Here is a 25,732-nt window from a genome sequence, read left to right as displayed (position 1 = left end):
CTGATTAGCATCGACGGTCATTTCGAACATATTCATTTGTAAAAAATCTTCCACATATGATGAAAGCGCTTGACGGATGTGGGTGAGAGGGGGTCTCTGACACCGGCAGCGAAGAGAACATTCGCGTCGGGAAACGCTTGGATATGCCTAGGTCTGCAGCCCAAATCGAACGGAGGCCGACCTTGTCGGGGCGGGCGGGCGCGCAGTCATGAGGCCGTCTCGCAGAGGTCTTCTTCAGGGGTCTGGCTTGGTGGGCATCGCTCTGGCTGTGCCTGTCGCGGCGAACTCCAAGGCTAGCGTCCAACGCGGCAGGTATGCCCCTCGCAGTCGGGAGAGGCTGGCCACCGGCTGGCGTTTTCATCTTGGCCACGCCCAGGATCCAGACAAGGATTTCGGCTTCGGGCTGGATCAGCGCACCTATGCCAAAGCAGGCGGCAAGGTCGCAGCGGCCGCAGCCGCCGAGTTCGACGACAGCGGATGGTCAGCGGTTCAGCTGCCGCATGATTGGGCGGTGGATCTACCCTTTGTCGAAAGCGTCGATGCGCGCTTGGCGCAGGCGTCCGGCATTCCGGGCGAGGCGCCGACGGACGATCCTCGCGCCGCTCATGGGTTCAAGCCGCTGGGCCGGGAGTTTCCCGCGACCAGCGTCGGCTGGTATCGCCGCGCGTTGGACATCCCGGCTTCGGCGGCCGGCAAGCGGCTGTGGCTGGAGTTCGACGGCGCCTTTCGCGAGAGCCTGGTCCTGATCAACGGCTTCATCGCCCACGAGCATGAAGGCGGCTATTCGCCGTTTCGCGTCGACATCACGGACCTGATCGCGGTCGGGGAGCCGAACACCCTGGTCGTGCGGGTGGACGCCAGCCTGGGCGAGGGTTGGTTCTACGAGGGCGCCGGTCTCTATCGGCATGTCTGGCTGGTGACGACAGACCCCGTCCACGTGCCACAGTGGGGCGCAGTTGTGCGCGCCAGCCCCGCAGGCGACGGCGCGACGGCCGAGATCGAGCTGGATCTCGTCAACGACGGCGACGACGCAGCGGCCTGCGAGATCGCGTTTCGAGTCATCGATCCCGAGGGTGTTCCGGTCGCCGCAGGTCAGGCGGCGACGACTCTGGCGGCGACGACTCTGGCGCCGCACAGCCGGGGGCAGGTCTCGACGGCGCTGTCGTGGGATCGTGCGGCGCTGTGGTCCATTGAGACGCCGCGTCTTTACACCCTGGTCGCCGAGGTCGTCGTTGCGGGCCGCCTGACGGATCGATTCGAGCAGCTATTCGGCGTGCGCACGGCGGTGTTCGACGCCGCGCGCGGATTCCTGCTGAACGGCCGGCCGGTCAAGCTGAAGGGCGCCTGCTGCCATCAGGATCATGCCGGTGTCGGCGCGGCGGTGCCCGATCGACTTCAGGCGTGGCGGATCGAACAGTTGAAGGAGATGGGCTGCAACGCCTATCGCGCCTCGCACAATCCGCCGACGCCCGAACTGCTGGACGCCTGCGACCGGCTGGGCATGGTCGTCATCGACGAGACGCGGCGGATGGCGACCGACGTCGCGGCCATGGGCGAGTTGGAGGCTTTGGTTCGGCGTGATCGCAACCGCCCCTGCGTCATCGCCTGGTCCATCGGCAACGAAGAGCAGGCGATCCAGGGCAATGCGCGCGGCGCCCGCATTGCCCGCGTGCAAAAGCGGCTGATCAACCGCCTCGATCCGACTCGGCCCGTGACGGCGGCCCTGGACAGCGGCTTCGGCGAGGGCGTTTCCCAGGTCGTGGACATCCTGGGCTTCAACTATCGCACCGATCAGATGGAAGCCTATTACGCGCGATTTCCGAACCAGCCAATCCTGGGCAGTGAGACCGGCAGCACGGTCTCCACGCGCGGCGAATATTTCAACGACCCGGCCCGTCACATCGTGCGCGCCTACGACATTGAGCATCCCTGGTGGGCCTCGACGGCCGAGGCCTGGTGGACGCTGGCGGCGGAGCGACCCTACATCGCCGGCGGCTTCATCTGGACCGGTTTCGACTATCGCGGAGAGCCGACGCCTTTCGGACGTTGGCCCAGCGTCGCGTCCTTCTTCGGCGCCATGGATTCCTGCGGCTTTCCAAAGGACAATTATTGGTACTATCGCGCCTGGTGGCGTCCTGAGCTGCTGGTGCATCTGTTCCCCCACTGGACGTGGCCGGGCCGCGAGGGTCAGCCGATCCCGGTCTGGGTCCACGCCAATGTCGATCGGGTCGAGCTGTTCGTGAACGGCCGTTCGCAGGGCGCCAAGGACGTTGTGCCGAACCGACATCTGGAATGGACCGTCCCCTATGAACCGGGGGTGATCGAAGCGCGCGGCTGGAAGAACGGCAGGGCGTTGCCGCCGGTGCGCCGTGAAACCGCAGGCGCGCCGGCCGTCGTCGAACTGACGGCAGACCGGACCCGGCTGAACGCCGACGGTCAGGACGTGGCCATGCTGAAGGCGCGTATTCTGGACGCCAGGGGACGCGAGGCGCCGGCGGCCAACGACCTGCTGACCTTCGACGTTAAGGGCGTCGGCCGGATCATCGGCGTGGGCAACGGAGATCCGAACAGCCACGAGCCGGACAGGACCGACCGACGGCGGGCCTTCAACGGTCTGGCCCAGGCCATCCTTCAGACGACGACCGATCGCGGCGCAATCACGGTGACCGCCTCGGCACCCGGCCTGCGATCCGGAGCGGTGCGTCTGCGGACGACCTGAGACGTCGAAACCAAACACAACACGAGGGGCGCTCGCACACGAGGCGGCGTGAAGAGGGAGAGACAAGATGAGGATCAACAAATACAGGCTGCTGGCCGCGACGGGTTTGGCGACTGCATTGATGGCGACACCGGGTTTTGCCCTGGCGCAATCGACTCCGCAGAGCACGACGGCTGATCAGAGCGTTGATCAGGACGCGACAGAGGTCGGCGAGGTCGTGGTGACCGGTATTCGGGCGGCGCTGCGCAACGCCCTGGCCGGCAAGCAAGCCGCAAGCAATGTGGTCGAGGTGCTGTCGTCCGACGACATCGGCGCCTTGCCCGAGGCCTCGATCGCCGAATCTCTTGCCCGCCTGCCGGGCCTGACGTCGAACCGCGACCGTGGCAACGGCACCCAGATCTCGATCCGAGGCATGGGGCCGAACCTGGTCAACACCTTGTTGAACGGGCGCGAACTGGTCTCGGCCGAGGCCAGCCGCAACATCCGTTACGAACAGTATCCGGCCGAACTGATCAACGGCGCCTATGTCTACAAGTCGCCCACTGCGGCCCAGGTCGAGGGCGCCATCGCCGGTCAGGTGGACCTGCGCACGGTCAAGCCGCTGGACTTCTCAACGCGCCGCATCGTCGCCAATGTGCGCGGCGTCTACAGCGATCTGGCCGAGGATATCCCCGATGCCGATCCCGCCGGCTATATCGTGTCCTTCTCCTATCTGGACCAGTTTCTGGACGGCAAGCTGGGGGTGGCCCTGGGCTATTCCGGGCGGCGTCAGGCTGTCGCCACGGCGCGAACCAACATCTTCCGCTACACCAACAGTTTCGCGGACCTGAACGGCGACGGTCAGGGCAACGACGAAATCCCCTTCGGCTATGAGGCTCTGGTGCGGGGAGGCGAGGATAATCGCGACGGCGCCTTGGCCACCGTTCAGTACAAGCCGAACGACCAAGTGTCGCTTACCGCCGATCTGTTCTATTCCAAGGTCGCCTATGACGAGACCCAGCGCGGCTTTCGCCTGGAAGACTTGCCGTTCGGCAACAGCTTCACGAACGCCACGGTCCAGAACGGCGGCGTGACGGGGATCACGGCGACAAAACAGGCGGACTTCGGTCTTCAGTTGCGCAACGTCAACGAGCTGTTCAACTTCACGGACGAGCTGTGGGCAGGCGGCGTGAACGGGGTCTGGCGCGGTGATCGCTGGAAAGCGACGGGTGATGTCGCCTATTCGACGACCAAGCGCGACCAGCGCTTCATCACCGTGCGCACCGAGGTTCACGACATCATCGGCGGCGTGCCGGTCGAACGGAATTCCGGCGTGACTAGCACCTTCAACGCGCGGCCGGGACACGCCGCCGACTTCGCCTTCAACGTCGACCTGACCGACCCGTCGATCAACCGCATCACCGAGTTTCAAATCCCGGAAGGCGGCGGCGGCGCGCCGATCATCAACGACGAACTGTTCAGCGCCAACGGTGACTTCGAACACGATCTGGACGGCTTCTTCACCAGCGTGCAGTTCGGCGGACGCCTGACCGATCGGTCCAAGGACTTCACCCAGCGCACACAGTTCGGCTTCGTAAATCCGGCGAACCGCACGCAGATTCCAGCCAACCTGCTGAATGCGCCGGTGGTCTTCCCCGGCGACTTCTCGAACGTGCCCCGCACGCTGTCTTTCGACATTCTGGGCGTGATCGACGCCTATTTCGGCGACATCAATCCGACGACGTCGGACTTCGACCGTCGGTCCAGCTGGAAAGTGTCGGAAAAGACCCAGGCCGCCTATGCCAACATCGACTTCGGAACGACCCTTCTGGGCCGTGAACTGACCGGCAATTTGGGCGTCCGGGGGGTGCATACCGAAACCACATCGGACAGCACCCGCGTCGACCAAGGCGCGCAGACCGGCGGGGCGGTGGTGCTGACGCCCGTCAGCTTCACCAACGAATTCACCGACACTCTGCCCACGCTGAATCTGACGTGGAAGGTGGGCGAGGGCCAGCAGGTGCGCTTTGCGGCGTCCAAGGCCATCTCACGCCCGGCGCTGGACGATCTGAACGCCGGTTTCGGCGTGTTCGTGTTTGGCGCGCCCCAAGCCTTCGGCGGCAATCCGGCGCTGGAGCCGTTCCGCGCCAACCAGTTCGACCTGACCTACGAACACTATTTCGGGGCGGACACGGCCTTCACGATCTCGGCCTTCTACAAGGATCTGGAGACCTACATCGTCCCTCAGATCACCGACATTGTCGTCAATGTGAACGGCACGCCCACGACCGGAACTTTCCGTCAGCCGGTTAACGGCGAGGGCGGATACATCCAAGGCTTTGAGGTTCTGTACCAGCAGGCCTTCACCTTCCTGCCGGCGCCGTTCGATGGATTGGGCGTCTATGCCAACTATTCGTACACCGACAGCGACATCAGCGTCGCCGAGAACGACAACAGTATCGGCAATATTCCTCTGCCGGGCCTGTCCGAACACGTCGCCAACCTGTCGTTCTATTACTACAAGAACGGCTTCGAGGCGCGGATCGCAGGCCGCTACCGTAGCGAGTTCGCGACCGAACTGGGCGACACCGACCGCATTTTGTTCACCGCGCCCGAGACGGTGGTCGATTTCCAGACCTCCTACGCCTTCCCTGAAGGCTCTCGGATGTCGGGCGTCGAACTCCTGTTCCAGGCCAATAACCTGACCGACGAGCCGTTCGAGACCTACTACGGCGATACGGCGCGTCAGGGCCGATACGAGAGCTTCGGCCGTCGCTTCTTCCTAGGCGCGACCTACCGCTTCGGCGGGTGATCCATCTTTGCCCCGGCCGGATCGATCTCGCGTCGATCCCGTCCGTCCCTCCGATCTCAGAGTTTCGTCCATGCCGATCTTCAACCGCCTCATGTCCACGATCTGCGGGGCGTCGATCCTGGCGGCGTCAGGCGTCTTCGCGCCCGTCCAGGCCCAGCCGCGGTCGGAGGCGCCGCCCGTCTTCTATTTCGGGGCCGACCTGTCCTATGTGAACGAGATGGAGGACTGCGGGGCCGTCTACCGCGTCGGCGGCGAGGCGCGCGATCCCTATCGGATCTTCGCCGATGCGGGGACCAATCTGGTTCGCGTGCGTCTGTGGAACGACGCGGAATGGACCCGCTACAGCGATCTGGATGATGTTCGCGAGACGATCCGGCGCGCCAAAGAGGCGGGCATGCAGGTTCTGCTCGATTTCCACTATTCAGACGACTGGGCCGATGGCGACAAGCAGATCGTGCCCAAGGCGTGGCGATCGATACGGGACGACGTGCCCGCCCTGTCCAAGGCGCTGTACAACTATACGTTCGAGACGTTGAAGGCGCTGGACGCAGAAGGCCTAATGCCCGAGGTCGTGCAGGTCGGCAATGAGACCAATCCCGAGGTCATGGGCGAGGCGGATTGGAAGACTAAGCGCTCCGGCATCAACTGGACCCGCAACGCCGCTCTGCTGAACGCCGGCATCAAGGCCGTTCACGCTGCCGGTGCGACCAGCGCAATCAAGCCGCGCGTAATGCTTCACATCGCGCAGCCCGAGAACGTGGAGCCTTGGTTTGCGGACGCCGCGCGATCGGGCGTGACCGGCTATGACCTGATCGGCATCAGCTACTATCGCAAATGGTCCACCCAGGACCTAGACGGGCTGGGCGGCACGATCAACCGTCTGCGGCATCGCTATGCCGCCGATGTGGTCGTGGTGGAGACCTCCTATCCGTTCACTAACGACGGCGCTGACGCCTCGCCCAATCTGTTGGGGCCCGACACCCTGTTGCCCGCCTATCCCGCCACACAGGAGGGGCAGCTGGAATATATGAAGGACATCACCCAGACCGTCATTTCAAACGGCGGCAAGGGCGTGGTCTATTGGGAACCCGCCTGGGTCTCCACCTCCTGCTCGACACGGTGGGGTGTGGGATCGAACTGGGAGAACGCGACCTTCTTCGACTGGCGCGACCGCAACAATCTGACCTTGGCGGCGGGCTATACGCGCGAAGACTATGTTCAGCCGGCGCCGCTGACCTTCACCATTCGTCGGCCCGCCGGCCAGACGGGCCCCCTTTGGCTGTGGGGCGACTTTCTGGGATCGCGTGAGATCGCCATCCGGCTGGTCCCGTCCTCGGATGATCCCTCGGTCCTGACCTATACGACCACCGTCAAGCCGGGGCAGACGATCCGCTATCAGCTCTATGACAGGCTGCCCATAGGCACGGGGCTGATCGACGCGCCCGGTGGCTTCGCCAGCGCCCAGGTCTCGCAGACCGGCCTGCAAGTTCCCATCGTCCTTCCGGCGGATTGAGGGCGGGGGTCAACAGCGCCTGGGGGACAACCCGAGCCGTCGGTTCTAGAGCTACGCCGCCAGCATCGAGGCCGGCGACGCCAGCCACTCCAGCTCGTCGCCGTAGGGATGGCAGTGCGCCAGGACGCGGGTTTCGCCGGTGGGCCAGGCCGTCAGGCGCAGTTCGACGTGGCTGCGGTTGCGGGTCCATTCGAAGCTGATCCAGAGCAGCGGGTGGTCGGCGTCGGCGCGGCGGCCGGCGGTCGAGAGCAGCGCTGCGATCTGGCGCCGGTCGTCGTCGCTGAGATATTGCAGAACCATGGTGTGCATGACGACGCGGCAGCGCCCGGCCGGCTGCGGCTCGGCCAGCCGGTCGGCCAGCCAGGTCACGGCGTCGCTCTGATCGATGTGCGGCGGATGGTCGGCGGCGATGCGCAGGGCGTTCTCGAGGCGTTGGGTGCGCGCCGGTTGGTCAGCCCAGGCGAAGGCCAGCAGTCGTTCGCGATGCGCCGGGTCTGCGGCGTTCAGCGGATTCAGATCGACGCCGCGCGCCGCCGCGATTGAGACCGGGCCGACCCTCGGCGAGGCGCCCTGCCACAGGGGTTCGATCTGCACGTCCGAGAAGGGATCGCCGGCTGACGCCGCCCCCAGAGCGTAGGCGTAGCGATCCAGATTCAGGTTCAGGCCGCAGCTGGACCCGAGCTCGAGCAGCTCGAAGGGCATGGCGCGATCCAGAGGGGCGGCCATCAGCGCGCTCATCAGCGCGGCGGCGCGGGCCACCTCGTTCGTTTGCGGCGGATGGAGGATCCAGTCGGCGATGTATCGATCGTTCCGGGCCAGGGCGTCGGCCACGGCCGCGTCGAAGTCGGTGTGTTCGCGACGATAAAGGCTGGTCAAGGTGTAGGACCGGCCCGCGCGCGCCAGGGCGTGCAGGGCGCCATTCAAGCGCAGGGCCAGGGCAGCCGCAGCCTGATCTCCCGGCCAGTCATACAGCCGTGCGGCGGTGAGCGGCGCGTGCGACAGTTGCCGGCTTGCGGCTTCGAGAACGCGGGCGACGAAGGGCGACCCCATTGCGCGGCAGCGGTCGGCCTGGGCCGCGAGTTCCTGGGTGAAACGGTCGGCGACGGGGCAGATCATCCAGTCACCAATCGCATCGTCGCGCATTCCGAATAAAACGAACTGTTACTTGTGTGTCCCCGGCCTGAAGAAGTATTCGCCCGGGAGTTGCGACCCGGCGTTGCTTGAAGCGCGGACGGGAAGGGTGACTTACCTATGATCACCTCGCTTAACAGCGCATGAATCTCGCGAAATTCAGGTCCGGTCAATGTAAGCGCCCGGGCGTCGGCAGCTTAACTATCTTTTTAGTCGTTCCGTCATAGGGGTCGATAGTCACCTGAAAAACAGGGTGTTGTGCGTAGCTCGAACCGAGACCGGGCTGTGCGCAGTGGCGTCAGCTGAGTAATCGGTTGCCCCTAGGTAAGTATAAGTGCGTAACGGGGGCGAGTTCATGATGTCGAAGATGCGAATTCCGAGAAAGCTGCGGCTTTCCTTCATCCTGATCTGCGTCTCGGCGGCGATCATGATGGCGGTCTTTTTCGCCACGATCATGATGATCCGCGCGTCCATCGAGAGCAACAATCTCAGCCGCACGATCGAGGCGCAGGCGATGTCGCTGGAAACCGCGATCCTGCGTCAGAACAGCCAGTTTCGAGGCTTTCTGGTCACCGGCGACGAGACCTATCTGAAATCCTACTACGAAGGGCGCGACGAGTTCGACAAGGTCGTCGTCGAGCTGAAGGGACAGCTGGGCGACGCCGAAAAGCAGGCCCTGCTCGAAAAATCGCGCCTGGCCACCCTTGCCTGGAGGGCCGATTGGGGCGATCGCATGATCGCCGAGGTTCGCGCCGGCAAGCGCGAGCAGGCCCAGCAAGACGTGCGAGACGCGGGCAAGAAGGTGCTGGTCAGCGACGCCGTCCTGCCTCTGCGCGATCTGCGCGAGGCCGAAGCCGCGGTCACCGAGAAAAATCTGGAACGTCAGCAGGCTGCGATCGTCACCGCGATCATCGCCCTGATCGTCGGCGGCATCGCCCTGATCACGATCGCCATGGTCCTGTCGGCCATGCTCAGCCGCATGATCGCGCGCCCGATCACGGTCCTGACCGAGGCCATGGGCCAACTGGCAAAGGGCGACAACGACATCGTCGTGGACGCCAGCCATGCCGACGAACTGGGCGATATGGCGCGCGCGGTCCTGGTGTTCCGCGACACGGCTCTGGCCAAGGCCGAGGCGGAACGGGCCAAGGCGGCCGCCGATCTGGCCAAGGACGCGGCCGAGCGCGAGAAGATCGTCGCCGACGCCGCGCAACGTCACGTCGTCGAGGAACTCGACACAGCTCTGGAGGCCTTGGCCGCCGGTGATTTGACCCACACCATTCGCACGCCGTTCGCTCCGGAGTATGAGCGCCTGCGCACGGCCTTCAACGTGGCGGTGCAGGGCCTGGAAGCAAGCCTGGCCAGCGTCGCCGGTTCGGCCCAAAGCGTTCGCCTGGGCGCCACCCAAATCTGCTCGGCGTCCGAAACCCTGTCGTTGCGAACAGAACAGCAGGCGTCCAGCCTGCAGCAAACCACTACCGCGACCAACCACGTCACCGACATGGTCGGCGACACGGCGCGCAGCGCGGCCAACGCCCGCAACGCCATCACCCTGGCCAATGGCGACGCAGCGGACGGTCGCGTGATCGTTGAAGAAGCGATCGTCGCCATGGACGCCATCAAGGCCGGATCGCAGGAGATCGGCGAGATCATCAACATGATCGATGCCATCGCCTTGCAGACCAATCTTCTGGCCTTGAACGCCGGCGTCGAGGCCGCGAGAGCGGGCGATGCCGGACGTGGGTTCGCCGTTGTCGCCGGCGAGGTGCGCGAACTGGCCAAGCGCACCGTCGACGCCGCCAAGGACATCAAGCAACTGATCAGCAAGTCGTCGGACGAGGTGCGGCTGGGCGTCGATCGGGTCGGCGAAACGAGCGAGATGCTGGCGCGGGTCGTGTCCAAGATTGGCGACGCCAACACCCTGATCGTGGACATCGCGCAAGGGGCGCAGGTCCAGTCCGAGAACCTGAAGCAGGTCAACAGCGCTGTCGGCAGCATGGACCGTATGACCCAGCAGAACGCCGCCATGGCGGAAGAGGCGACGGCGGCCGCGCGCATCCTGGCGACCGAAGCCGATGAGCTGGCGACCCTGGTTTCCAGATTCCGTCTGAATACGACGACCTCGGCCGCGCCGGCGCCTCGCCGAGACACCGCGTCCGTGCCGCGACCGGCACCAAAGAGCGTCCGCACGGTTGGTGCGCTCGCGCTGTCCAGCGAAGCAGCCGATGACGACTGGAGCGAGTTCTAAGATATCGATCTAGTTGAGTGGTGAAGAAGCCGGCGCAACAATCCGAACTTCGTAAGCGCCGTTATGTCAGTATTAATCCGTAGTCAGGCATTATAAATCATCAAACACATCCGTGTTTTATTGATAACAGCCATGCAAGAAACTGCATGGAAGAATTTCCGAACGAAAATTAGTTGTCTAGTCTCTGTACTGCAAGACAACGCCTTGGAGGCTTCCTTGAAATCCCTGTACCTCACGGCCGCGTTTGCGCCGCTTATCCTCGCCATGCCTGCTCATGCGCAGACGCAGCCTGCGCCGCAGCGCCAGACGGCCTGGGAGGCCAGCCGGACGCGGGCCAATGACGACGTGATCGTGACGGGCGTGGCCAAGGCGCGCGACAGGCTGGACAGCGCGACCTCCACCAGCTCGATCAACGATGTCGAGATCGCCAAGATCGGCGCCTATTCGGTCAACGACCTGTTCCGCACCATCCCCGGCATTCGCGCCGAGGCCAGCACGGGCGAGACCAACGGCAACTATACGATCCGCGGCCTGCCAATGGTCAGCACCGGCGCAAAGTATCTGCAGTTCCAGGAAGACGGCCTGCCGGTGCTGGAGTTCGGCGACATCCTGGCGCTGACGTCCGACTATTTCATGCGCTACGACTTCAACGTCGGCCAGATCGAGTCCATCCGCGGCGGGTCGTCCTCGACCTTCGCATCGAACGCGCCGGGCGGCGTGATCAACTTGATCTCGCAGACGGGTGAGATCGAAGGCGGCTCGGTCCAGGTGTCTTCGGGCCTGGATTACGACACCTATCGCGGCGACTTCAGCTATGGCGGTCACCTGAGCGACACCGTGCGCTTCCACGTCGGCGGATTCTATCGCGAGGGCGAAGGGCCGCGCGACGCCGGCTTCACGGGCAACAAGGGCGGCCAGATCAAGGCCAACGTCACCAAGACGTTCGACGGCGGCTTCGTACGTCTGTATGGCAAGATCCTGGACGACACCGTCGTCGCCTATGGTCCGACGCCTCTGCTGGTGTCCGGTACGAACGACGATCCCAACTACAGCGACGTTCCGAACTTCTCGATGACGCGCGACACCCTGACGTCGCGCAACACCACCGTCTTCCCGTTCCTTAACGGTGACAATGACCTGGCGCGCGTCAATCTGCAGGACGGCAATCAGGTTCAGGTGCGCGCGCTGGGCTTCCAGACCCGCTTCAACCTGCACGGCTGGACGATTTCCGAGCACATGCGCTACGCGCAGCAATCGGGCGATCAGTCGTTCAACTACCCGCTGGCCGTGGTGCCGGCGGCCCAGGCGCCGCTGGCGTTCGGCCGTCGTCCCGGAACCCTGGCCTACGCCACAGGTCCGCGCGCCGGTCAGGCGATCACCAGCCCGACGACCCTGAACGGCAACGGCCTGCTGGCCTATTCGACCCTGGTCCACACCGACATCGACAGCCTGGACAACTTCACCAACGATCTGCGCGCCAACCGCGTCTGGAAGATCGGCGGCGGCGACCTGACGACCACCGTTGGCGTCTATTCGGCCCAGCAGGATCTGAAGTTCGATCGCCAGTACATCCCGTTCCTTCAGGATGTCGTGGGCGGCGGAAACTCGGCCCTGGTCGATATCTTCAATACGAACGGCACGCCCCGCACGCAGGACGGCGTCGTCAACTTCTTCGGACCCTCGGGCGCCGGGTCCAACTCGCGCACCGATGTGACCTACAAGGTGCTGGCGCCCTATGCATCGCTGAACTACCGGCTGGGCAAGCTGGCGCTGGGCGGATCGATCCGTTTCGACAGCGGCGACGTCAGCGGCCGCACGGTGGCTAACGGTCTGACCGACGTCCGCACCATCGACGTGGACAACGATGGCGTCATCTCGGAAGCCGAGCGCACCTTCGCCTTCGCGCCTGCCGCCAGCGCGACGCCGGTCGACTACGACTACGACTATGTCTCGTATTCGCTCAGCGCCAACTACCGCGTCTCGGACAGCTTCTCGACCTTCGCTCGTTACAGCGAGGGCGCGCGCGCCGCAGCGGACAAGATCCTGCGTTCGCCGGCCATCAGCAATGTCGATGGCGACCTGCTGCAGGCTGACGCGGCCTATGATCCGGTGAACCAGGCCGAGATCGGCATGAAGTATCGCGCCAACGGCCTGTTCGCCAACGTCACGGGCTTCTGGGCCGAGGTCAGCGAGACCAACCAGCAGATCCGCGCGGATGCCGGCGGCGTCACGCGTCTGGTGCTGGTCCAGCGCAGCTACGAGGCCAAGGGCGCCGAATTCGAGGCCGGCGTGCGTCACGGTCCGTTCAGCCTGACCGGCAGCGCCACCGTCACCAGCGCCGAGATCACCAAGGCCGAGGACGCGGCCCTGGTCGGCAACTCGCCGCGCCGTCAGGCCGACCTGATCTTCCAGGTCATGCCGCAGTACGAGACGGACCTGTTCACGGTGGGCGCCAGCGTCGTCGGCACGACCGAGAGCTATACGCAGGACGTCAACCAACTGAAGATGCCGGGCTACGCAACCGTCAACGCCTTCGTCCAGGTGCGCCCCATCGACCGCGTCGTGCTGTCGCTGACCGCCAACAACCTGTTCGACGAAACCGCCCTGACGGAAGTGTCGGCCGACACGCTGCCCGCAAGCGGCGTTGTGCTGGCCCAGGCCCTGCCTGGCCGTACGGTCACGGCTGCCGTGCGCTTCTACTTCTGATCGAGACCAGGCCTCCGGGCGCGTCGCCCGGAGGCCTGAATTTGTGCGTTGGCGCTGATGTTTAAACGACTGCGCTTCATTCCAGTGCGCACCCATCTTTCTGATGTGAAGACCGGTTTACGGTAGACTGACAGCGCCGCCATGCGCGCTATTCTGAAACAGCGTTTTGAAGTTTCTTGGGTGCTCTCTCACTAACTATCAACGGTTTTGCGCTTGGGTTCGGATCACTAAGGCTGCTCATTACGTTTCAACTTGTTCGAATGCTGCATGCCGGATGGAACGCGATAGCTAGCTGGCTGGAGCTTACTCGCCATTAAAGGAATCGCCTGCGGAGGTCGCAGGAGCGCCAGGAGCGGTCATCGCCCTTCAGCCGAAGAAGTGACTTCCACTCAACTGGCGTTACTTCTGATTTAGACATCGCACAGAGGCCGCCCTTGCCTCGCAGCCATCCAATGTATGTGCCTAATCACGAAGTCTTACCGCCGTCGACGATAGCACAGGGCGTATCAGACAGGCGCCTGTGGTTGACTCGATCTGACGGGGCGGTATGGCTTGGCCGTCGGGTAGGGGTGCGTTTTCGAAATGCAGGATCGGGCTTCGCCCACAGATGAAGCCCTGGCCACGGCGCATGCTCGCCTGCTGAAGGATGGTTCGCTCCAGTTCGATCGGGTCGGTTTCGAGCGCCCCGACATCAAGCCGCCCGGCTGGTTGCACTGGATCGGCGACGCGCTTCATTTCATCGCGCCTGTTTTGAAATGGGTCTTCTGGATCGGTTTGCTGATAGTCGCCGGCTTGATCCTGTACGCCATCGTGAGGGAAGTCCTTCGGATGCGCGCCCCGCCGGCGAAACCGAAGAAACCCAGGATCGTAGCGGAGGCGCAGTGGCGTCCGGAGGCGCAGGCCGCGCGCGATCTGCTCGCCGACGCCGACGCGCTGGCGGAACGCGGCCTGTATGCCGACGCCGCTCATCTGCTTCTTCTGCGCAGCGTTCAGGACATAGAACAGCGCCAGCCGCGCGCCGTTCGGATATCCCTGACCACCCGCGAGATCGCCCGATTGAGGGCCCTGCCGGACGCCGCGCGACCCGCCTTCGACCTGATCGGCCGAATGGTGGAGCGCAGCCTGTTCGGCGGAGCACCCGTCGGCGCCCAGGATTTCTCCGACTGCCGCAAAGCCTATGAGGCCTTCGCCCTGCCCGAGGGCTGGCGCGTATGAGCCGGTCCGAAGGCGCGGCAAGCGGCGGTTTCTCGCCGGTCACCATGATCGTCGTGCTGCTGGTGGGCGTGGTGGCCCTGGCGGGGCTAGGCGTCCTTTCGGCCTATGCGCCGGAACTCAAATCCGGCAACGACGGCGGCGGCCATGCCCTGTCGCGGTCGTCCACCGGTTTCGGCGGTCTGGCCGCCCTTTTGCGCGGCGCGGGCGTGCCGGTGGTGATGAACCGGGGCACGCTTTCGGAAACGTCGGACGAAAGCCTGCTGATCCTGACGCCGTCGATCCAGACCAAACCCGAACAGATCGACGACATCGAGCATTACGGCGCGACGTTGATCGTGCTGCCCAAATGGACATCCATCCCGGATGCGGACCATGCCGGCTGGGTGAAGACTGTGGGCGTGCAACCGGCCCAGAGCATTGTGGCGTCTCTGCCGAAGGATTTGCGCAGCGGCCTGAAACTGACCGAGCGCAAAGGCGGCGCGACCGTCGCCTTGCGCCGTCCCGATGGCGCGTCGTTCGGACGGCCGGTCCGGATCGAGGCGCTGCGCACCCTGGAGGGCCCCGACTGGATCCCGGTCGTCGTCGACGATCAGGGCCGCGCCGTCCTGGCGATGCATCGAGAACTGCGCACCTATGTCCTGGCCGATCCCGACCTGATCGACACGGCTGGGCTGAAGACCCTTGATGGCGCGAAGACCGCCGTCGCCCTGATCGACATCGTGCGCGCCGATGAGGCGCCTGTGATGTTCGACCTGACGCTCCACGGCTTCCAGCGCACCCGCAACATGTTGCGGCTGATGCTGGAACCGCCGCTGTTGGGCATGACCCTGGTGCTGGTCGCGCTCGCCGTCTTCGCCGGTTTCCAGGCCGCCGTTCGCTTCGGCCCGGCGCGCGAGAGGAGCCGTGTCATCGCGCTTGGCAAGCGGGGCCTGGCGGACAACACCGCCGGTCTCGTTCGCCTGGCGCGGCGCGAACACCGGATGGCCGCGCCCTACGCCCTTCTGGTGCGCGCCACAGTCGCCCGCGCCATCGGGGCACCGCGCAATCTGGACGAGGGGGCGCTGGACGCCTTCCTCGACCGTGTCGGCCGAACCACCGGCGCGACCGAAACCTACACCGCCCTGGCTGAACAGGCCCGGGCCGCCAAGTCGCCGGCCGACCTGATGCGGGTCGCCGGCGCCCTACATCGCTGGAACCAGGAGCTGACCCGTGCACGTCAATGAGGTGAAGACGATCGCCGAGCGCATCCGCGCCGAGATCGCCAAGGCCGTGGTCGGCCAGGAAGACGCCGTCGACATGCTGCTGACGGCCCTGTTCGCCGGCGGCCACGTCCTGCTGGAGGGTCCGCCAGGCACGGCCAAGACCCTGCTGGCCCAGACGTTCGCGCGCACCCTGGGCCTCGACTACGGCCGCATCCAGTTCACGCCCGACCTGATGCCCGGCGACATCATCGGATCGAACCTGTTCAACTTCCAGACGTCCAGCTTCACCCTGACGCGCGGGCCGATCTTCTGCGAACTGCTGCTGGCGGACGAGATCAACCGCACCCCGCCCAAGACCCAGGCCGCCTTGCTGGAAGCCATGCAGGAGCGCCGGATCACCATCGACGGCGAAGCCCACGGCCTCAGCCCGCGCTTCACCGTCGTCGCCACCCAGAACCCCATAGAGCAGCAGGGCACCTATCCGCTCCCCGAGGCCCAGCTGGATCGCTTCCTGTTCAAACAGGTGCTGGACTATCCCAGCCTGGAGCAGGAGCGCGCCATCGTCGCCGCCCACGGTTCGCGCACCGGCCTGATGGACCCGGTCGCGCTGGGGGTCGAGGTCGTCGCCGACGCCGCCGTCATCGGTGCGGCGGTGAACACGGTCGCGGACGTGCGCCTGACGGACGAGGTGATCGGCTACATCACCGGCCTGGTGCGGGCGACACGGACATCCGCCGATGTGGAGACCGGCGCGTCCCCGCGTGCGGGGGCCATGCTGGCGGTCGCGGCGCGGGCGCGGGCGGCGCTGGACGGCCGCGACTATGTCATTCCCGACGACGTGAAGGCCCTCGCCATCCCGGCCCTGCGTCACCGTCTGGTCCTGTCGCCTGCGGCCGAGATCGAGGGCCGGCGCGTCGAACAGGTGCTGGCCGGTCTGGTAGATCAGGTGGCGGCGCCCCGGTGATCTATCCCACCCGACGTGCGGTGACGGCGATGGCGGCGGGCGTTCCCGTCGCCCTGCTGGCCGGCGTCCTGACGCCTGCAGGCTGGCTCGCCGGGCCGGTCTGGATCGCGGGCGTCCTGCTGCTCGTCGCCGTGGACGCCTTGCGCGGCGGCTCGCGATCCCGGCTGGAACTGGGCCAGCCCCGTCCGGTACGCGCGGCCGTGGGCCGGTCCGACCGGGCCGGTCTGACCGTGCGTTTCAGCGCAGGCGGCCCAGTCCCCACGACCGTCGAGGCCGCCCTGTCCGGCGACGCCCGGCTGGGGCTGGACGAGGCGTCGCGCCGTGCGACGGTGTCGGATCGCGCCGCTGTCCTGGCCTTTCCCTTCACGCCCAACCGGCGGGGCGCAGCCGACCTGAAGGCCTTGTGGGTCCGCTGGCATGGACCGATGGGCCTGGCCTGGAAGCAGAAAACCTTCACCCTGGACCTGGCGGCGCCGGTCCTGACCGACCTGCAATGGGTCCGCGATCAGGCCGTTCGCCTGTTCGCCCGCGACGCCCTGTTCGGCGCCAAGACCCAGCTGGAGATCGGCGAGGGCTCGGAGTTTCAGGCCCTGCGCGACTTTCAGGCCGGGATGGATCGCCGGTCCATCGACTGGAAACAGTCGGCCCGCCACGCGGCCCTGCTGGCCAAGGAGTTTCGCACCGAGCGAAACCACAATGTCATCATGGCGCTGGACTGCGGGCGGGCGGCCAGCGAACCGGTCGGCGGAATGCCGCGCATCGACCGCTTTATTCATGCGGCGCTGCTGCTGTCCTACGCCTGCCTGAGATCGGGCGACCGGACGGGCGTCTTCGCCTTCGATTCCCAGCCGCGCGTGGCCACCGGCGCCGTGGGTGGTCTGGACGCGTTTCGCACCCTTCAGGCCGTCGTCGGCCGCATCGACTATTCGACGCACGAGACCAACTATACCTTGGCCCTGGCGACCCTGTCGGGCCGGCTCCAGCGCCGCTCGCTGATCGTCGTCTTCACCGACTTCACCGACACCACGGCCGCCGAGCTTATGATCGAGTCGCTGGGGCGGCTGCTGCGCCGTCATCTGGTCCTGTTCGTCGTCCTGCGCGACGATGAGCTGGAAGGCCTGACCGCCGTCGAACCCCAGGCCCCCGAGGATGTCTCTCGCGCCGTCGTCGCCGGAACCCTGCTGCGTGAACGCGAGACGGTGATCGGACGGTTGCGGCGCATGGGGGCGCACATCGTCGACGCGCCCGCCGAGCGCGTCGGGACCGAGGTCGTCAACGCCTATCTGGACCTGAAGCGGAGGGATCTGCTGTGACCGACGTGCACCCCTCAGGCCTGCTGAAGAGCCAGCGTTTTCGCCAGGCGCGCGAGGACGACTGGCGCCGCCTGGAGCGGCTGATGGACAAGGCCGAAAAGGGGTCCGCGTCCAAGCTGACCGACGAGGACATCCTGGCGGTTCCGGTACTATATCGTTCGACCCTGTCGGCCCTGTCGGTGGCGCGCGAGACCTCGCTGGATCAGGGGCTGATCGAGTATCTGGAGACCCTGTCGGCGCGGGCCTATTTCTTCGTCTATGGCTCGCGGGCGACGATTCAGGATCGGCTGGTCGCCTTCTTCCGCACCGACTGGCCCGCCGCCGTGCGCGGACTGTGGCGCGAGACCCTTGTGGCGGCGGCCCTGATGCTGCTGGGCGCCCTGGTCGGCGCCTGGCTGGTGATGCATGAGCCGGAATGGTTCTACGCCTTCGTGCCCGCCGACCTGAGCGGCGGGCGCGATCCCGCCGCCTCGACCGAGACCCTGCGCGCCACCCTGGACGGCGCGGACGGGGCGCAAGGCCTGTCGGCCTTCGCCGCCTATCTGTTCACCCACAACGCCCAGGTCGCCCTGCTGGCCTTTGCGCTCGGGTTCGCCCTGTGCCTGCCGACGGGCCTGCTGATCCTCTACAATGGCGCGACCCTGGGCGCCTTTTTCGCCCTGTTCGCCAGTCGGGGGCTGGGGTTCGAGCTGGGCGGCTGGCTGCTGATCCACGGCGTGACCGAACTGTTCGCCGTCATCCTGGCGGGTGCGGCAGGCCTGCGGATCGGCTGGGCCGTCGCCTTCCCCGGTCAAAGACGACGGCTGGACGCGGCCGTGGAGGCCGGGCGCACTGCGGGCATCGCCATGGGCGGCGTGGTGGTGATGCTGATGTTCGCGGGGCTGCTGGAAGGGTTCGGCCGCCAGCTGATCGTCGACACCGGCTTGCGTTACGCGGTCGCGGCGGCGACCGCCCTGATCTGGGGTCTGTATTTCTATGCGCCCCGCCCCGCCGTCGCGGAGTCCATTCATGTCCGCTAATCACATCGCGCCCCGCACCGAGCGCGCCTTCGTCACGCCCGAGGGCGTGGACCTGCGGTTGAACATCGGCGATGCGGGTCAGAGGGCCGGGGCGTTTCTATTGGACGCGGCCGTCATCATCGGCGTGCTGATCGTCTTCACCATCGCCTCGGCCTTCGCCTTCGGCGCCAGCGCGAGCGTCGCCGGCGTGACGGGGGCCGAAATGGTCGCTGTCATCTGGCTGATCGTCTTCTTCCTGCTGCGGAACTTCTATTTCACGGCCTTCGAGCTGTCGGCGGCGGCCGCCACGCCGGGCAAGCGGATCATGGGACTGCGCGTCGCCTCGCGCGACGGCGGACGGCTGAAGGCCGAGGCCGTCTTCGCCCGCAACGCCATGCGCGAACTGGAGGTTTTCCTGCCCCTGTCCATCCTGGTCGCCCGCAGCCAGGAGGGCGGCGTCGACGGCTGGATGTATCTGCTGGCCTTCGTCTGGGCGGCGATCTTCGTCTTCTTCCCCCTGTTCAACAAGGATCGGCTGCGCATCGGCGACCTGATCGGGGGCACCTGGGTCGTGCGGGCGCCGCGTCGCAAGCTGATCCGCGACATGGCCGAAGACGGGGCGACGCGGATGGCCGCCTACGCCTTCACCCCGGCGCAGCTCGACGCCTATGGAGCCAAGGAACTGCATGTTCTGGAAACCCTGCTTCGACAGGGCGACCGCAAGACCTTTCGAGACGTCGCCGACCGCATCGCCAAAAAGATCGGCTGGACGCGTGGCCCGTACGATACGGATCGGGACTTCCTCAGCGCCTATTATGCCGCCCTGCGCGGTCGTCTGGAGCAGAAGCTGCTGATGGGTGTCAGACGCCGCGACAAGCACGACGTCTGACGGCCCGCGCGATCAGTCGAAGATCGAGGCCAGTTCCTCGGACCCGACGCCTTCCTTGGCCGAGCGCAGCTCGTAATACAGCGCCGCCACACCTGCCGATGCCACGACCCCGGACAGGATGTTGACGATGGGCTCGGTGATCAGATTGACGGCCAGGTTGGGCGTGCCGCCGGTCAGAGTCCCCCCGGTCGCCAGACTGAGACCGCCGATGGCCGCGCCGATGATCCAAGACAGGATCACATAGATCACCAGCAGGCCGAACACTTGCCAGCGATAACCCTTCGTCAGCTCTCGGCTGCGCTGCAGGCTGGCGAAGACGCCGCGCTTCTCAACCACCACGGACGGAGCGCCGACCGACCACATGACCGCCAGGATAATGCCCGGCACGATCAACAACAGAATGCCCAGCATCATCCCGATGGAGGCGACGATCGCCAGACCCAGCAGCGGCAGGAAGTTTTGAACCCCGACACTGAAGGCGTCGCCGAAAGCGGTCGTCTTGCCGTTGAAGCCGTTCACGGCCGCCTTCACCACCATGCCCTGCAAAAGATAAAGTCCGATGAAATTCAGCACTGCGCCAGCCATCATCATCAAGACGCCCGGTCCGAACTCTTCGGTCAACATCGCGCTTTGGCCATAGGCCGACAGAATGCTGGGCGCGCCGACCAGAAGCGCCGCTGAGCCGAAGAGAACGGCGGCGTTCTGCTTGATTGCGCCGAAGGTCCGCTGAACCACACGGCCAAGGTCGAACACCCCGCTGCCTCCTCCGCCGCCTGTCGCCGAGACGGTTACCCTCGGCGGTCGCATGGCGATGATCTGCTGTGCGCGTCCGTCGGTCTCGGCGATGAAATCGACCCGCTGGCTGCGCTCCAGAACCGAGGGCGGCTGGACGTCCTCCTTCGCGAACGAATAGCGCTCGCCGTCGTCGCCGAGGATCAAACCGAATCCGGTCGCCTCGTCGAACGTTTGAACCTCACCCCGCAAACCTGCCTCCCTTGCCGATGCGTCGCACGGTTGTAGAAGCTGCACCGCAGCCTCGCCAGCGCATTCCTGAGGTCAGCCAGCCATCACTTGTCCTTGAAAGCCGGGCCGTCAGTGGCGAGGACTTTTCCGGACGAGGGTGTTAAGAGCGCTTCAGATGTTCAAAGCGCTGCGGGAATTGGTCCGTCGATTTGCCTTCGTTTGCACCCTGTTGCTGACGGTCGCCTTCGCCATGCCTGCGTTTGAAAGCCATGCCTGCGCGGCAGAAGGCTCAGGCGGCGTCCAGGTGGTCGAGACGGTCGGCGGCGCTGATGGTCAATGTCCTGACTGCGGCCCGGCGTGCGCCAACGGCTGCTGTCATGCGCCGCATTCCGCCATGTCCAGCGACCTGGCGACGCCGCGGTTCATCGCGGTGTTCGGCCAGCCTCAGGCGTGGAGCGACAGCGTGGCTTGCCCGCTCGGGCGGCCTGACGGTCCCGAGCGCCCACCGAGAGCCTGATCCTCGGCCGGACCTCGCGTCCGGCCCTTCCTGAGCCCTGCGCGTGGCGAAGACGCCGCGCATCCTGAACTCTGGGCCCGGCCGCGCGCCGGGCGAGGATCGATCATGATTTCGAAGTCATACTGGCTGATGACCGGCGCCGCCGTGGTCATCGCATTAGGCGCGGGCTTCGGCGCCGCGCGCATTCTGGACCGCCCGCCGGCCGGGGCCGAACACGCCGAGGCGGGCCACGCCGAAGACGAACCCGGCGAAGCGGCCTTCGTCGCTCTGACGCCGCAGGAGGCCGCGCGAGCCGGGGTGTCGATCGTCGCCGTGCAGCGCGGCGGCGGCGCCGAACTGAAGCTGCCGGGCCGCGTCGCCTTTGCGCCCGGCGCCGAGGCTGCGGTCGATGCGCCGTTGGGCGGCGCCGTGGTGCGCGTCCACGTCGGCCTGGGCGATCGCGTGGCGGCCGGTTCGCCGCTAATCACCGTGCGCAGTCCGGACGGCGCCGCCTCAAGGGCGGACGCCGACGCGGCGGGCGCGACGGTCCAGGCCGCGCGCGCCGCCGAACGGCGCGATCGCACCCTGTTCGAACAGGGTTGGGTGTCACAGGCGCGTCTGGACGTCACCGCCGCCGAGACCCGTCGTGCGGAGGCGCAACACCGCGCCGCCCGCGCTCGTGTCGGCGCATTCGGCGCGCCCGGAGCGGACGGTCTGACGGTGGTGCGCAGCCCCATCGCGGGCGTCGTCACCCGTCTGAGCGCGTCGCCCGGTCAGGTGCTGCACGAGGAAGCCTTGCAGGTCGCCGCCGTCGCCGATCCCGGCCGTGTCGAACTGGTGTTCGAGGCGCCGCCCGCCGCCGCTGCGATTCTGAAGGTCGGCAACCGGCTGGAAAGCACGGTCGCCGGATCGCGCGTCATGTCCGGCGTCGTCGTCGCCATCGCCCCGGCCAATGCCAACGGGGTCGTCGTGGTTCGCGCCCGTCCTGCTGGCGAAACACCCCCGGCGGGGTCGGTCGTCTCCGCCCGCGTTTCGGCCGGCGCGGGCTCAGGAACGCCTGTCGTGCCGATCGACGCGGTCCAGACCATAGAGGGCGCGCCGTCCGTCTTCGTTCAGGAGGACGGCGGGTTCCGTGCGCGCCCGGTGGTGACCGGACGAACCTCGGACGGCCGGATCGAGATCGTGTCCGGCCTGACCGGGACCGAGCGTATCGCGGGCGTCGGCGCCTTCCTGCTCAAGGCTGAACTGGCCAAGGGCGAAGCCGAGCACGGACATTGATCATGCTGAACCGGATCATCGACGCCTCCGTGCGTTTCCGCTGGCTGGTCGTGGGACTGGCCGTCGTCCTGGCCATCCTGGGCGGGCGCGAACTGCTGCATCTGCCCATCGACGCCGTGCCCGACATCACCAATCGCCAGGTGCAGATCACCACGGTCGCGCCGGCGCTAGGACCCGAAGAGGTCGAACGCCAGGTCACCTTCCCGCTGGAGACGGCGCTGGCGGGGCTGCCGGGCCTGACCGAGACCCGCTCCCTGTCGCGCCATGGCTTCTCGCAGATCACCGCCGTCTTCACTGATGCGACCGACATCTATTTCGCCCGCAATCTGGTCAATGAACGACTGCAGGCCGCGCGCGAAGATTTGCCAGGGGGGCTTTCTCCCTCGATGGGTCCGGTCGTGACCGGCCTGGGCGAAGTCTACATCTGGACGCTGAAACTGACCGGCCCTGCGGCGCGAACGGGCGCGGTCTATGTCACGCCCGAGGGCGAACGCCTCGTCACCGACCAGGAAAAGGCCACCTATCTGCGCACGGTTCAGGACTGGCTAGTCGCGCCCCAGCTGAAGACCGTGCCCGGCGTCGCCGGCGTCGATGTGCTGGGCGGCTATGTGAAGGAATATGCGGTCCACCCCGACCCCAGCCGACTGGCCGCCTATGGCGTCGGCCTGGTGCAACTGGTCGAGGCGTTGGAGCACGCCAATCGCATCGCCGGCGCCGGATACGTCAATCGTGCGGGCGAGGCCTATATCGTACGCGCCGACGCTCGGCTGAAGAGCCTGAACGACCTCGCCCAGACGCCGATCCTGAACCGGGGCGGCCAGGTGATCCGAGTGTCCGACGTGGCCACGGTCGAGATCGGCCGCGCGCCCCGTTTGGGATCCGCCAGCGCCGACGGCCGCGAGACGGTGGTCGGCACGGCCCTGATGCTTCAGGGGGAGAACTCGCGAGAGGTGGCGCACCGCGTCGGCGAACGGCTGAAGGCCATTGCGCCCAGCCTGCCGCCCGGCGTTGTCCTCAAGCCCGAACTGGACCGTACCGAACTGGTCGAGGCGACCATCCGCACGGTGGAGCACAATCTGTTGCTCGGCGCCCTGCTGGTCGTCGCCGTGCTGTTCTTCGCCCTGGGCAACGTTCGGGCGGCGATCATCACCGCCCTGGTGATTCCGCTGAGCTTCCTGTTCGCCGCCTCGGCGATGAACCGTTTCGGGATCAGCGCCAATCTGCTCAGCCTGGGCGCGCTGGATTTCGGCCTGATCGTCGACGGCGCCGTGGTGGTGATCGAGAACACCCTGCGCCGCCTGAGCCTGAAGCGGACGGAGACGGGTCGGCCTCTGAAGACCGCCGAACGGCTGTCGGTCGCCGCCGCCTCAGCGCGCGAAATGGCCCGGCCGGCGGCCTTCGGCCAGGCGATTATCCTGCTGGTCTATGCGCCCTTGCTGATGTTCGAAGGGGTGGAAGGCAAGATGTTCGGCCCGATGGCCGCCACCGTCATGCTGGCGCTCGCCGCCGCCTTCATCCTCAGCTTCACCTTCGTGCCCGCCATGGCCGCCCTGTTGGTGCGCGAGCCCAGGGCGGATCATGAGGAGACGCGGCTGACCCGCGCGGCCAAGGCGCATTACCAGCCGCTTCTTGCACACGCCATCGCCCGACCACGGCGCGTCCTTGTCGGCGCGGGTGTCGCCTTGCTGGCCGGCGTCCTCGCCTTCCTGACATTGGGGCGCGAGTTCGTGCCGCAACTGGATGAGGGCGATGTGCTGGTCCAGGCGCTGCGCGTGCCCTCGACCTCGCTGGAACAGAGCCAGGCGATGCAGTTTCAGGTCGAGCGCGCGCTGAAGGCCATGCCCCAGGTCGATCGGGTCTTCACCCGCACCGGCACAGCAGAAGTCGCATCCGACCCCATGCCGCCATCGATCTCGGACACCTTCGTTATCCTGAAAGATCGTAAAGACTGGCCCGACCCGCGACTGCCGAAAGTCGATCTGGTGGCGGATATGGAGACGCGGCTCTCCACCCTGCTGGGCAACAATTACGAGTTCACCCAGCCCATCGAGATGCGGTTCAACGAACTGATCGCGGGTGTGCGTTCGGACGTGGCGGTCATGGTCTATGGCGATGATTTCGCCGCCATGGAGCGCACGGCCCAGCAGGTCGCGGGCGTCCTGAACGGCATCGAGGGCGCGGCGGACGTACGGGTCGAGCAGGTTTCGGGCCAGCCGACCATCACCGCCAGCGTGGATCGCACGGTGGCGGCGGCGCAAGGGATCCATGCCTCCGACGCTGCGGACGCCCTGGCCATCGCCTTCGCCGGTCGCTCGGCCGGTCAGGTCAATGAGGGCGACCGACGCTTCGATGTGGTGGTGCGGCTGGACGACGCCCTGCGCGCCGATCCGGCCGTCATGGAGCAGCTGCCGGTCATGCCCGAGAACGCCCAGTCCGGGGCGCCGACCGTGCCTCTGTCTTCTGTCGCACGTTTCGACGTCGGCGAGGGACCGAACCAGATCAGCCGCGCCGACGGCAAGCGCCGCATGATCGTCCAGGCCAATGTCCGCGGACGCGACCTGGGCGGCTTCGTCGCGGAGGCGCAAGGCAAGGTCGCCGAACAGGTCCAGCCGCCGCCGTCCGGCTGGATCGACTGGGGCGGTCAGTTCGAGAACCTGCAACGCGCCTCGGCCCGTCTGGCGCTGATCGTGCCGATCGTCTTCCTGACCATCGGCCTGCTGCTCGTGCTGGCGCTGCGATCATGGAAGGACGCCGCCCTGGTGTTCGCAGGCGTGCCGCTGGCCCTGGTGGGCGGCGCGTTGGCGCTGGCGCTGCGCGGGATGCCGCTGTCGATCAGCGCAGCGGTCGGCTTCATCGCCGTCTCGGGCGTGGCTACGCTGAACGGCCTGGTGCTGATGCAGGCCATCCGCCAACGCCTGACCGAGGGCGACCCGCCGGCCAAGGCGGCGCTCTACGGCGCCGTCAGCCGTCTGCGCGCCGTCCTGACCACGGCCCTGGTCGCCGTCCTCGGCTTCGTTCCCATGGCGTTCGCCTCAGGCGCAGGCGCCGAGGTGCAAAAACCCTTGGCCACAGTCGTCATCGGCGGCCTGACCACCGCAACGGTCCTCACCCTCATCGTCCTGCCGGTGCTCGCGGCATGGCGGAAAGCCGGTGCGGCTCCCGACTGATCGATAGTTTTGATTAATGCCTGCGCGACGAAGACGGCTTTGAAAAGTCGCGCGGGCAGCGACGTGCGCGCGTTGCGCAGAAAGAGACATTTTCACAGTCAACTATGAGCCAGAAATGCAGGCGTGATCCTTGATCGTC

16 protein-coding genes are annotated in these 25,732 nt (G+C 66.2%); 14 read left to right on the top strand and 2 right to left on the bottom strand.

Features of this window, described 5'->3' with window-relative positions; translation table 11 throughout:
• Positions 1-250: 250 nt before the first annotated feature.
• The 3 genes from galA (at position 251) to GGC30_RS07495 (ending at position 7,023) form a co-directional block, all read left to right on the top strand.
• A complete protein-coding gene (gene galA, locus GGC30_RS07505; RefSeq protein WP_370451923.1) occupies positions 251-2,719 on the top strand; it encodes a beta-galactosidase GalA in 2,469 nt (822 codons plus the stop codon).
• 67 nt (positions 2,720-2,786) lie between these two features.
• Positions 2,787-5,510: a TonB-dependent receptor gene (locus GGC30_RS07500; RefSeq protein WP_153923308.1), complete on the top strand. Its 2,724-nt coding sequence runs from the start codon at positions 2,787-2,789 to the stop codon at positions 5,508-5,510.
• Between the two features lie 70 nt (positions 5,511-5,580).
• Complete coding sequence (locus tag GGC30_RS07495) at positions 5,581-7,023, top strand: glycosyl hydrolase 53 family protein (protein ID WP_228763660.1); 1,443 nt, start codon at positions 5,581-5,583, stop codon at positions 7,021-7,023.
• A 51-nt stretch (positions 7,024-7,074) separates the two neighbouring features.
• Here GGC30_RS07495 and GGC30_RS07490 read toward each other — a convergent pair whose 3' ends face one another.
• Entirely contained in the window at positions 7,075-8,166 is a 1,092-nt protein-coding gene (locus GGC30_RS07490; RefSeq protein WP_228763659.1) for a DUF2332 domain-containing protein, read from the bottom strand.
• Positions 8,167-8,521: 355 nt separating this feature from the next.
• On the opposite strand from GGC30_RS07490, the gene GGC30_RS07485 reads away from it, so the two are divergent.
• The 8 genes from GGC30_RS07485 to GGC30_RS07450 all read left to right on the top strand — a co-directional run bounded on the left by GGC30_RS07485 (position 8,522) and on the right by GGC30_RS07450 (position 19,689).
• Complete coding sequence (locus tag GGC30_RS07485; RefSeq protein ID WP_228763658.1) at positions 8,522-10,402, top strand: methyl-accepting chemotaxis protein; 1,881 nt, start codon at positions 8,522-8,524, stop codon at positions 10,400-10,402.
• 216 nt (positions 10,403-10,618) lie between these two features.
• The gene (locus GGC30_RS07480) at positions 10,619-13,108 is read left to right on the top strand and encodes a TonB-dependent receptor domain-containing protein (RefSeq protein WP_153923306.1); all 2,490 of its coding nucleotides are present in this window, start codon (positions 10,619-10,621) and stop codon (positions 13,106-13,108) included.
• Positions 13,109-13,690: 582 nt separating this feature from the next.
• A complete protein-coding gene (locus tag GGC30_RS07475; protein ID WP_153923305.1) occupies positions 13,691-14,323 on the top strand; it encodes a DUF4129 domain-containing protein in 633 nt (210 codons plus the stop codon).
• Positions 14,320-15,546, top strand: a complete 1,227-nt coding sequence (locus tag GGC30_RS07470; RefSeq protein ID WP_153923304.1) for a DUF4350 domain-containing protein — start codon at positions 14,320-14,322, stop codon at positions 15,544-15,546. The genes GGC30_RS07475 and GGC30_RS07470 overlap by 4 nt, the downstream gene beginning before the upstream one ends.
• Positions 15,533-16,489 carry an AAA family ATPase gene (locus tag GGC30_RS07465; RefSeq protein WP_370451921.1) on the top strand — a complete coding sequence of 319 codons (957 nt, stop codon included), beginning with the start codon at positions 15,533-15,535 and terminating at the stop codon, positions 16,487-16,489. Before GGC30_RS07470 ends, GGC30_RS07465 begins: the two co-directional genes overlap by 14 nt.
• Positions 16,486-17,802 carry a DUF58 domain-containing protein gene (locus tag GGC30_RS07460; RefSeq protein ID WP_370451920.1) on the top strand — a complete coding sequence of 439 codons (1,317 nt, stop codon included), beginning with the start codon at positions 16,486-16,488 and terminating at the stop codon, positions 17,800-17,802. The genes GGC30_RS07465 and GGC30_RS07460 overlap by 4 nt, the downstream gene beginning before the upstream one ends.
• Entirely contained in the window at positions 17,799-18,821 is a 1,023-nt protein-coding gene (locus GGC30_RS07455; RefSeq protein ID WP_370451919.1) for a stage II sporulation protein M, read from the top strand. The genes GGC30_RS07460 and GGC30_RS07455 overlap by 4 nt, the downstream gene beginning before the upstream one ends.
• A complete protein-coding gene (locus GGC30_RS07450; RefSeq protein WP_055752866.1) occupies positions 18,811-19,689 on the top strand; it encodes an RDD family protein in 879 nt (292 codons plus the stop codon). Before GGC30_RS07455 ends, GGC30_RS07450 begins: the two co-directional genes overlap by 11 nt.
• A gap of 12 nt (positions 19,690-19,701) precedes the next feature.
• Here GGC30_RS07450 and GGC30_RS07445 read toward each other — a convergent pair whose 3' ends face one another.
• Positions 19,702-20,628 (bottom strand): hypothetical protein, encoded by a 927-nt coding sequence (locus tag GGC30_RS07445; RefSeq protein WP_153923303.1) that lies wholly within the window; start codon positions 20,626-20,628, stop codon positions 19,702-19,704.
• Between the two features lie 199 nt (positions 20,629-20,827).
• Here GGC30_RS07445 and GGC30_RS07440 point away from each other — a divergent pair, with 199 nt between their 5' ends.
• The 3 genes from GGC30_RS07440 to GGC30_RS07430 all read left to right on the top strand — a co-directional run bounded on the left by GGC30_RS07440 (position 20,828) and on the right by GGC30_RS07430 (position 25,593).
• Positions 20,828-21,169 (top strand): hypothetical protein, encoded by a 342-nt coding sequence (locus GGC30_RS07440; RefSeq protein WP_153923302.1) that lies wholly within the window; start codon positions 20,828-20,830, stop codon positions 21,167-21,169.
• A 105-nt stretch (positions 21,170-21,274) separates the two neighbouring features.
• Positions 21,275-22,426 carry an efflux RND transporter periplasmic adaptor subunit gene (locus GGC30_RS07435; protein ID WP_153923301.1) on the top strand — a complete coding sequence of 384 codons (1,152 nt, stop codon included), beginning with the start codon at positions 21,275-21,277 and terminating at the stop codon, positions 22,424-22,426.
• A 2-nt stretch (positions 22,427-22,428) separates the two neighbouring features.
• The gene (locus GGC30_RS07430) at positions 22,429-25,593 is read left to right on the top strand and encodes an efflux RND transporter permease subunit (protein ID WP_153923300.1); all 3,165 of its coding nucleotides are present in this window, start codon (positions 22,429-22,431) and stop codon (positions 25,591-25,593) included.
• The last annotated feature ends 139 nt before the right edge of the window (positions 25,594-25,732 follow it).

The organism is Brevundimonas sp. SPF441 (assembly GCF_009661015.1).
GTDB lineage: Bacteria > Pseudomonadota > Alphaproteobacteria > Caulobacterales > Caulobacteraceae > Brevundimonas > Brevundimonas vesicularis.
Note: the sequence above shows the minus strand (reverse complement) of the source record. Positions and strands in the feature narration are given on the sequence as shown.

Coding starts and splice junctions, on each gene's coding strand:
- GGC30_RS07500 (WP_153923308.1), top strand. CDS start 2,787: ATGAGGATCAACAAATACAGGCTGCTGGCCGCGACGGGTTTGGCGACT.
- GGC30_RS07495 (WP_228763660.1), top strand. CDS start 5,581: ATGCCGATCTTCAACCGCCTCATGTCCACGATCTGCGGGGCGTCGATC.
- GGC30_RS07490 (WP_228763659.1), bottom strand. CDS start 8,166: ATGCGCGACGATGCGATTGGTGACTGGATGATCTGCCCCGTCGCCGAC.
- GGC30_RS07485 (WP_228763658.1), top strand. CDS start 8,522: ATGCGAATTCCGAGAAAGCTGCGGCTTTCCTTCATCCTGATCTGCGTC.
- GGC30_RS07475 (WP_153923305.1), top strand. CDS start 13,691: ATGCAGGATCGGGCTTCGCCCACAGATGAAGCCCTGGCCACGGCGCAT.
- GGC30_RS07470 (WP_153923304.1), top strand. CDS start 14,320: ATGAGCCGGTCCGAAGGCGCGGCAAGCGGCGGTTTCTCGCCGGTCACC.
- GGC30_RS07450 (WP_055752866.1), top strand. CDS start 18,811: ATGTCCGCTAATCACATCGCGCCCCGCACCGAGCGCGCCTTCGTCACG.
- GGC30_RS07440 (WP_153923302.1), top strand. CDS start 20,828: ATGTTCAAAGCGCTGCGGGAATTGGTCCGTCGATTTGCCTTCGTTTGC.
- GGC30_RS07435 (WP_153923301.1), top strand. CDS start 21,275: ATGATTTCGAAGTCATACTGGCTGATGACCGGCGCCGCCGTGGTCATC.
- GGC30_RS07430 (WP_153923300.1), top strand. CDS start 22,429: ATGCTGAACCGGATCATCGACGCCTCCGTGCGTTTCCGCTGGCTGGTC.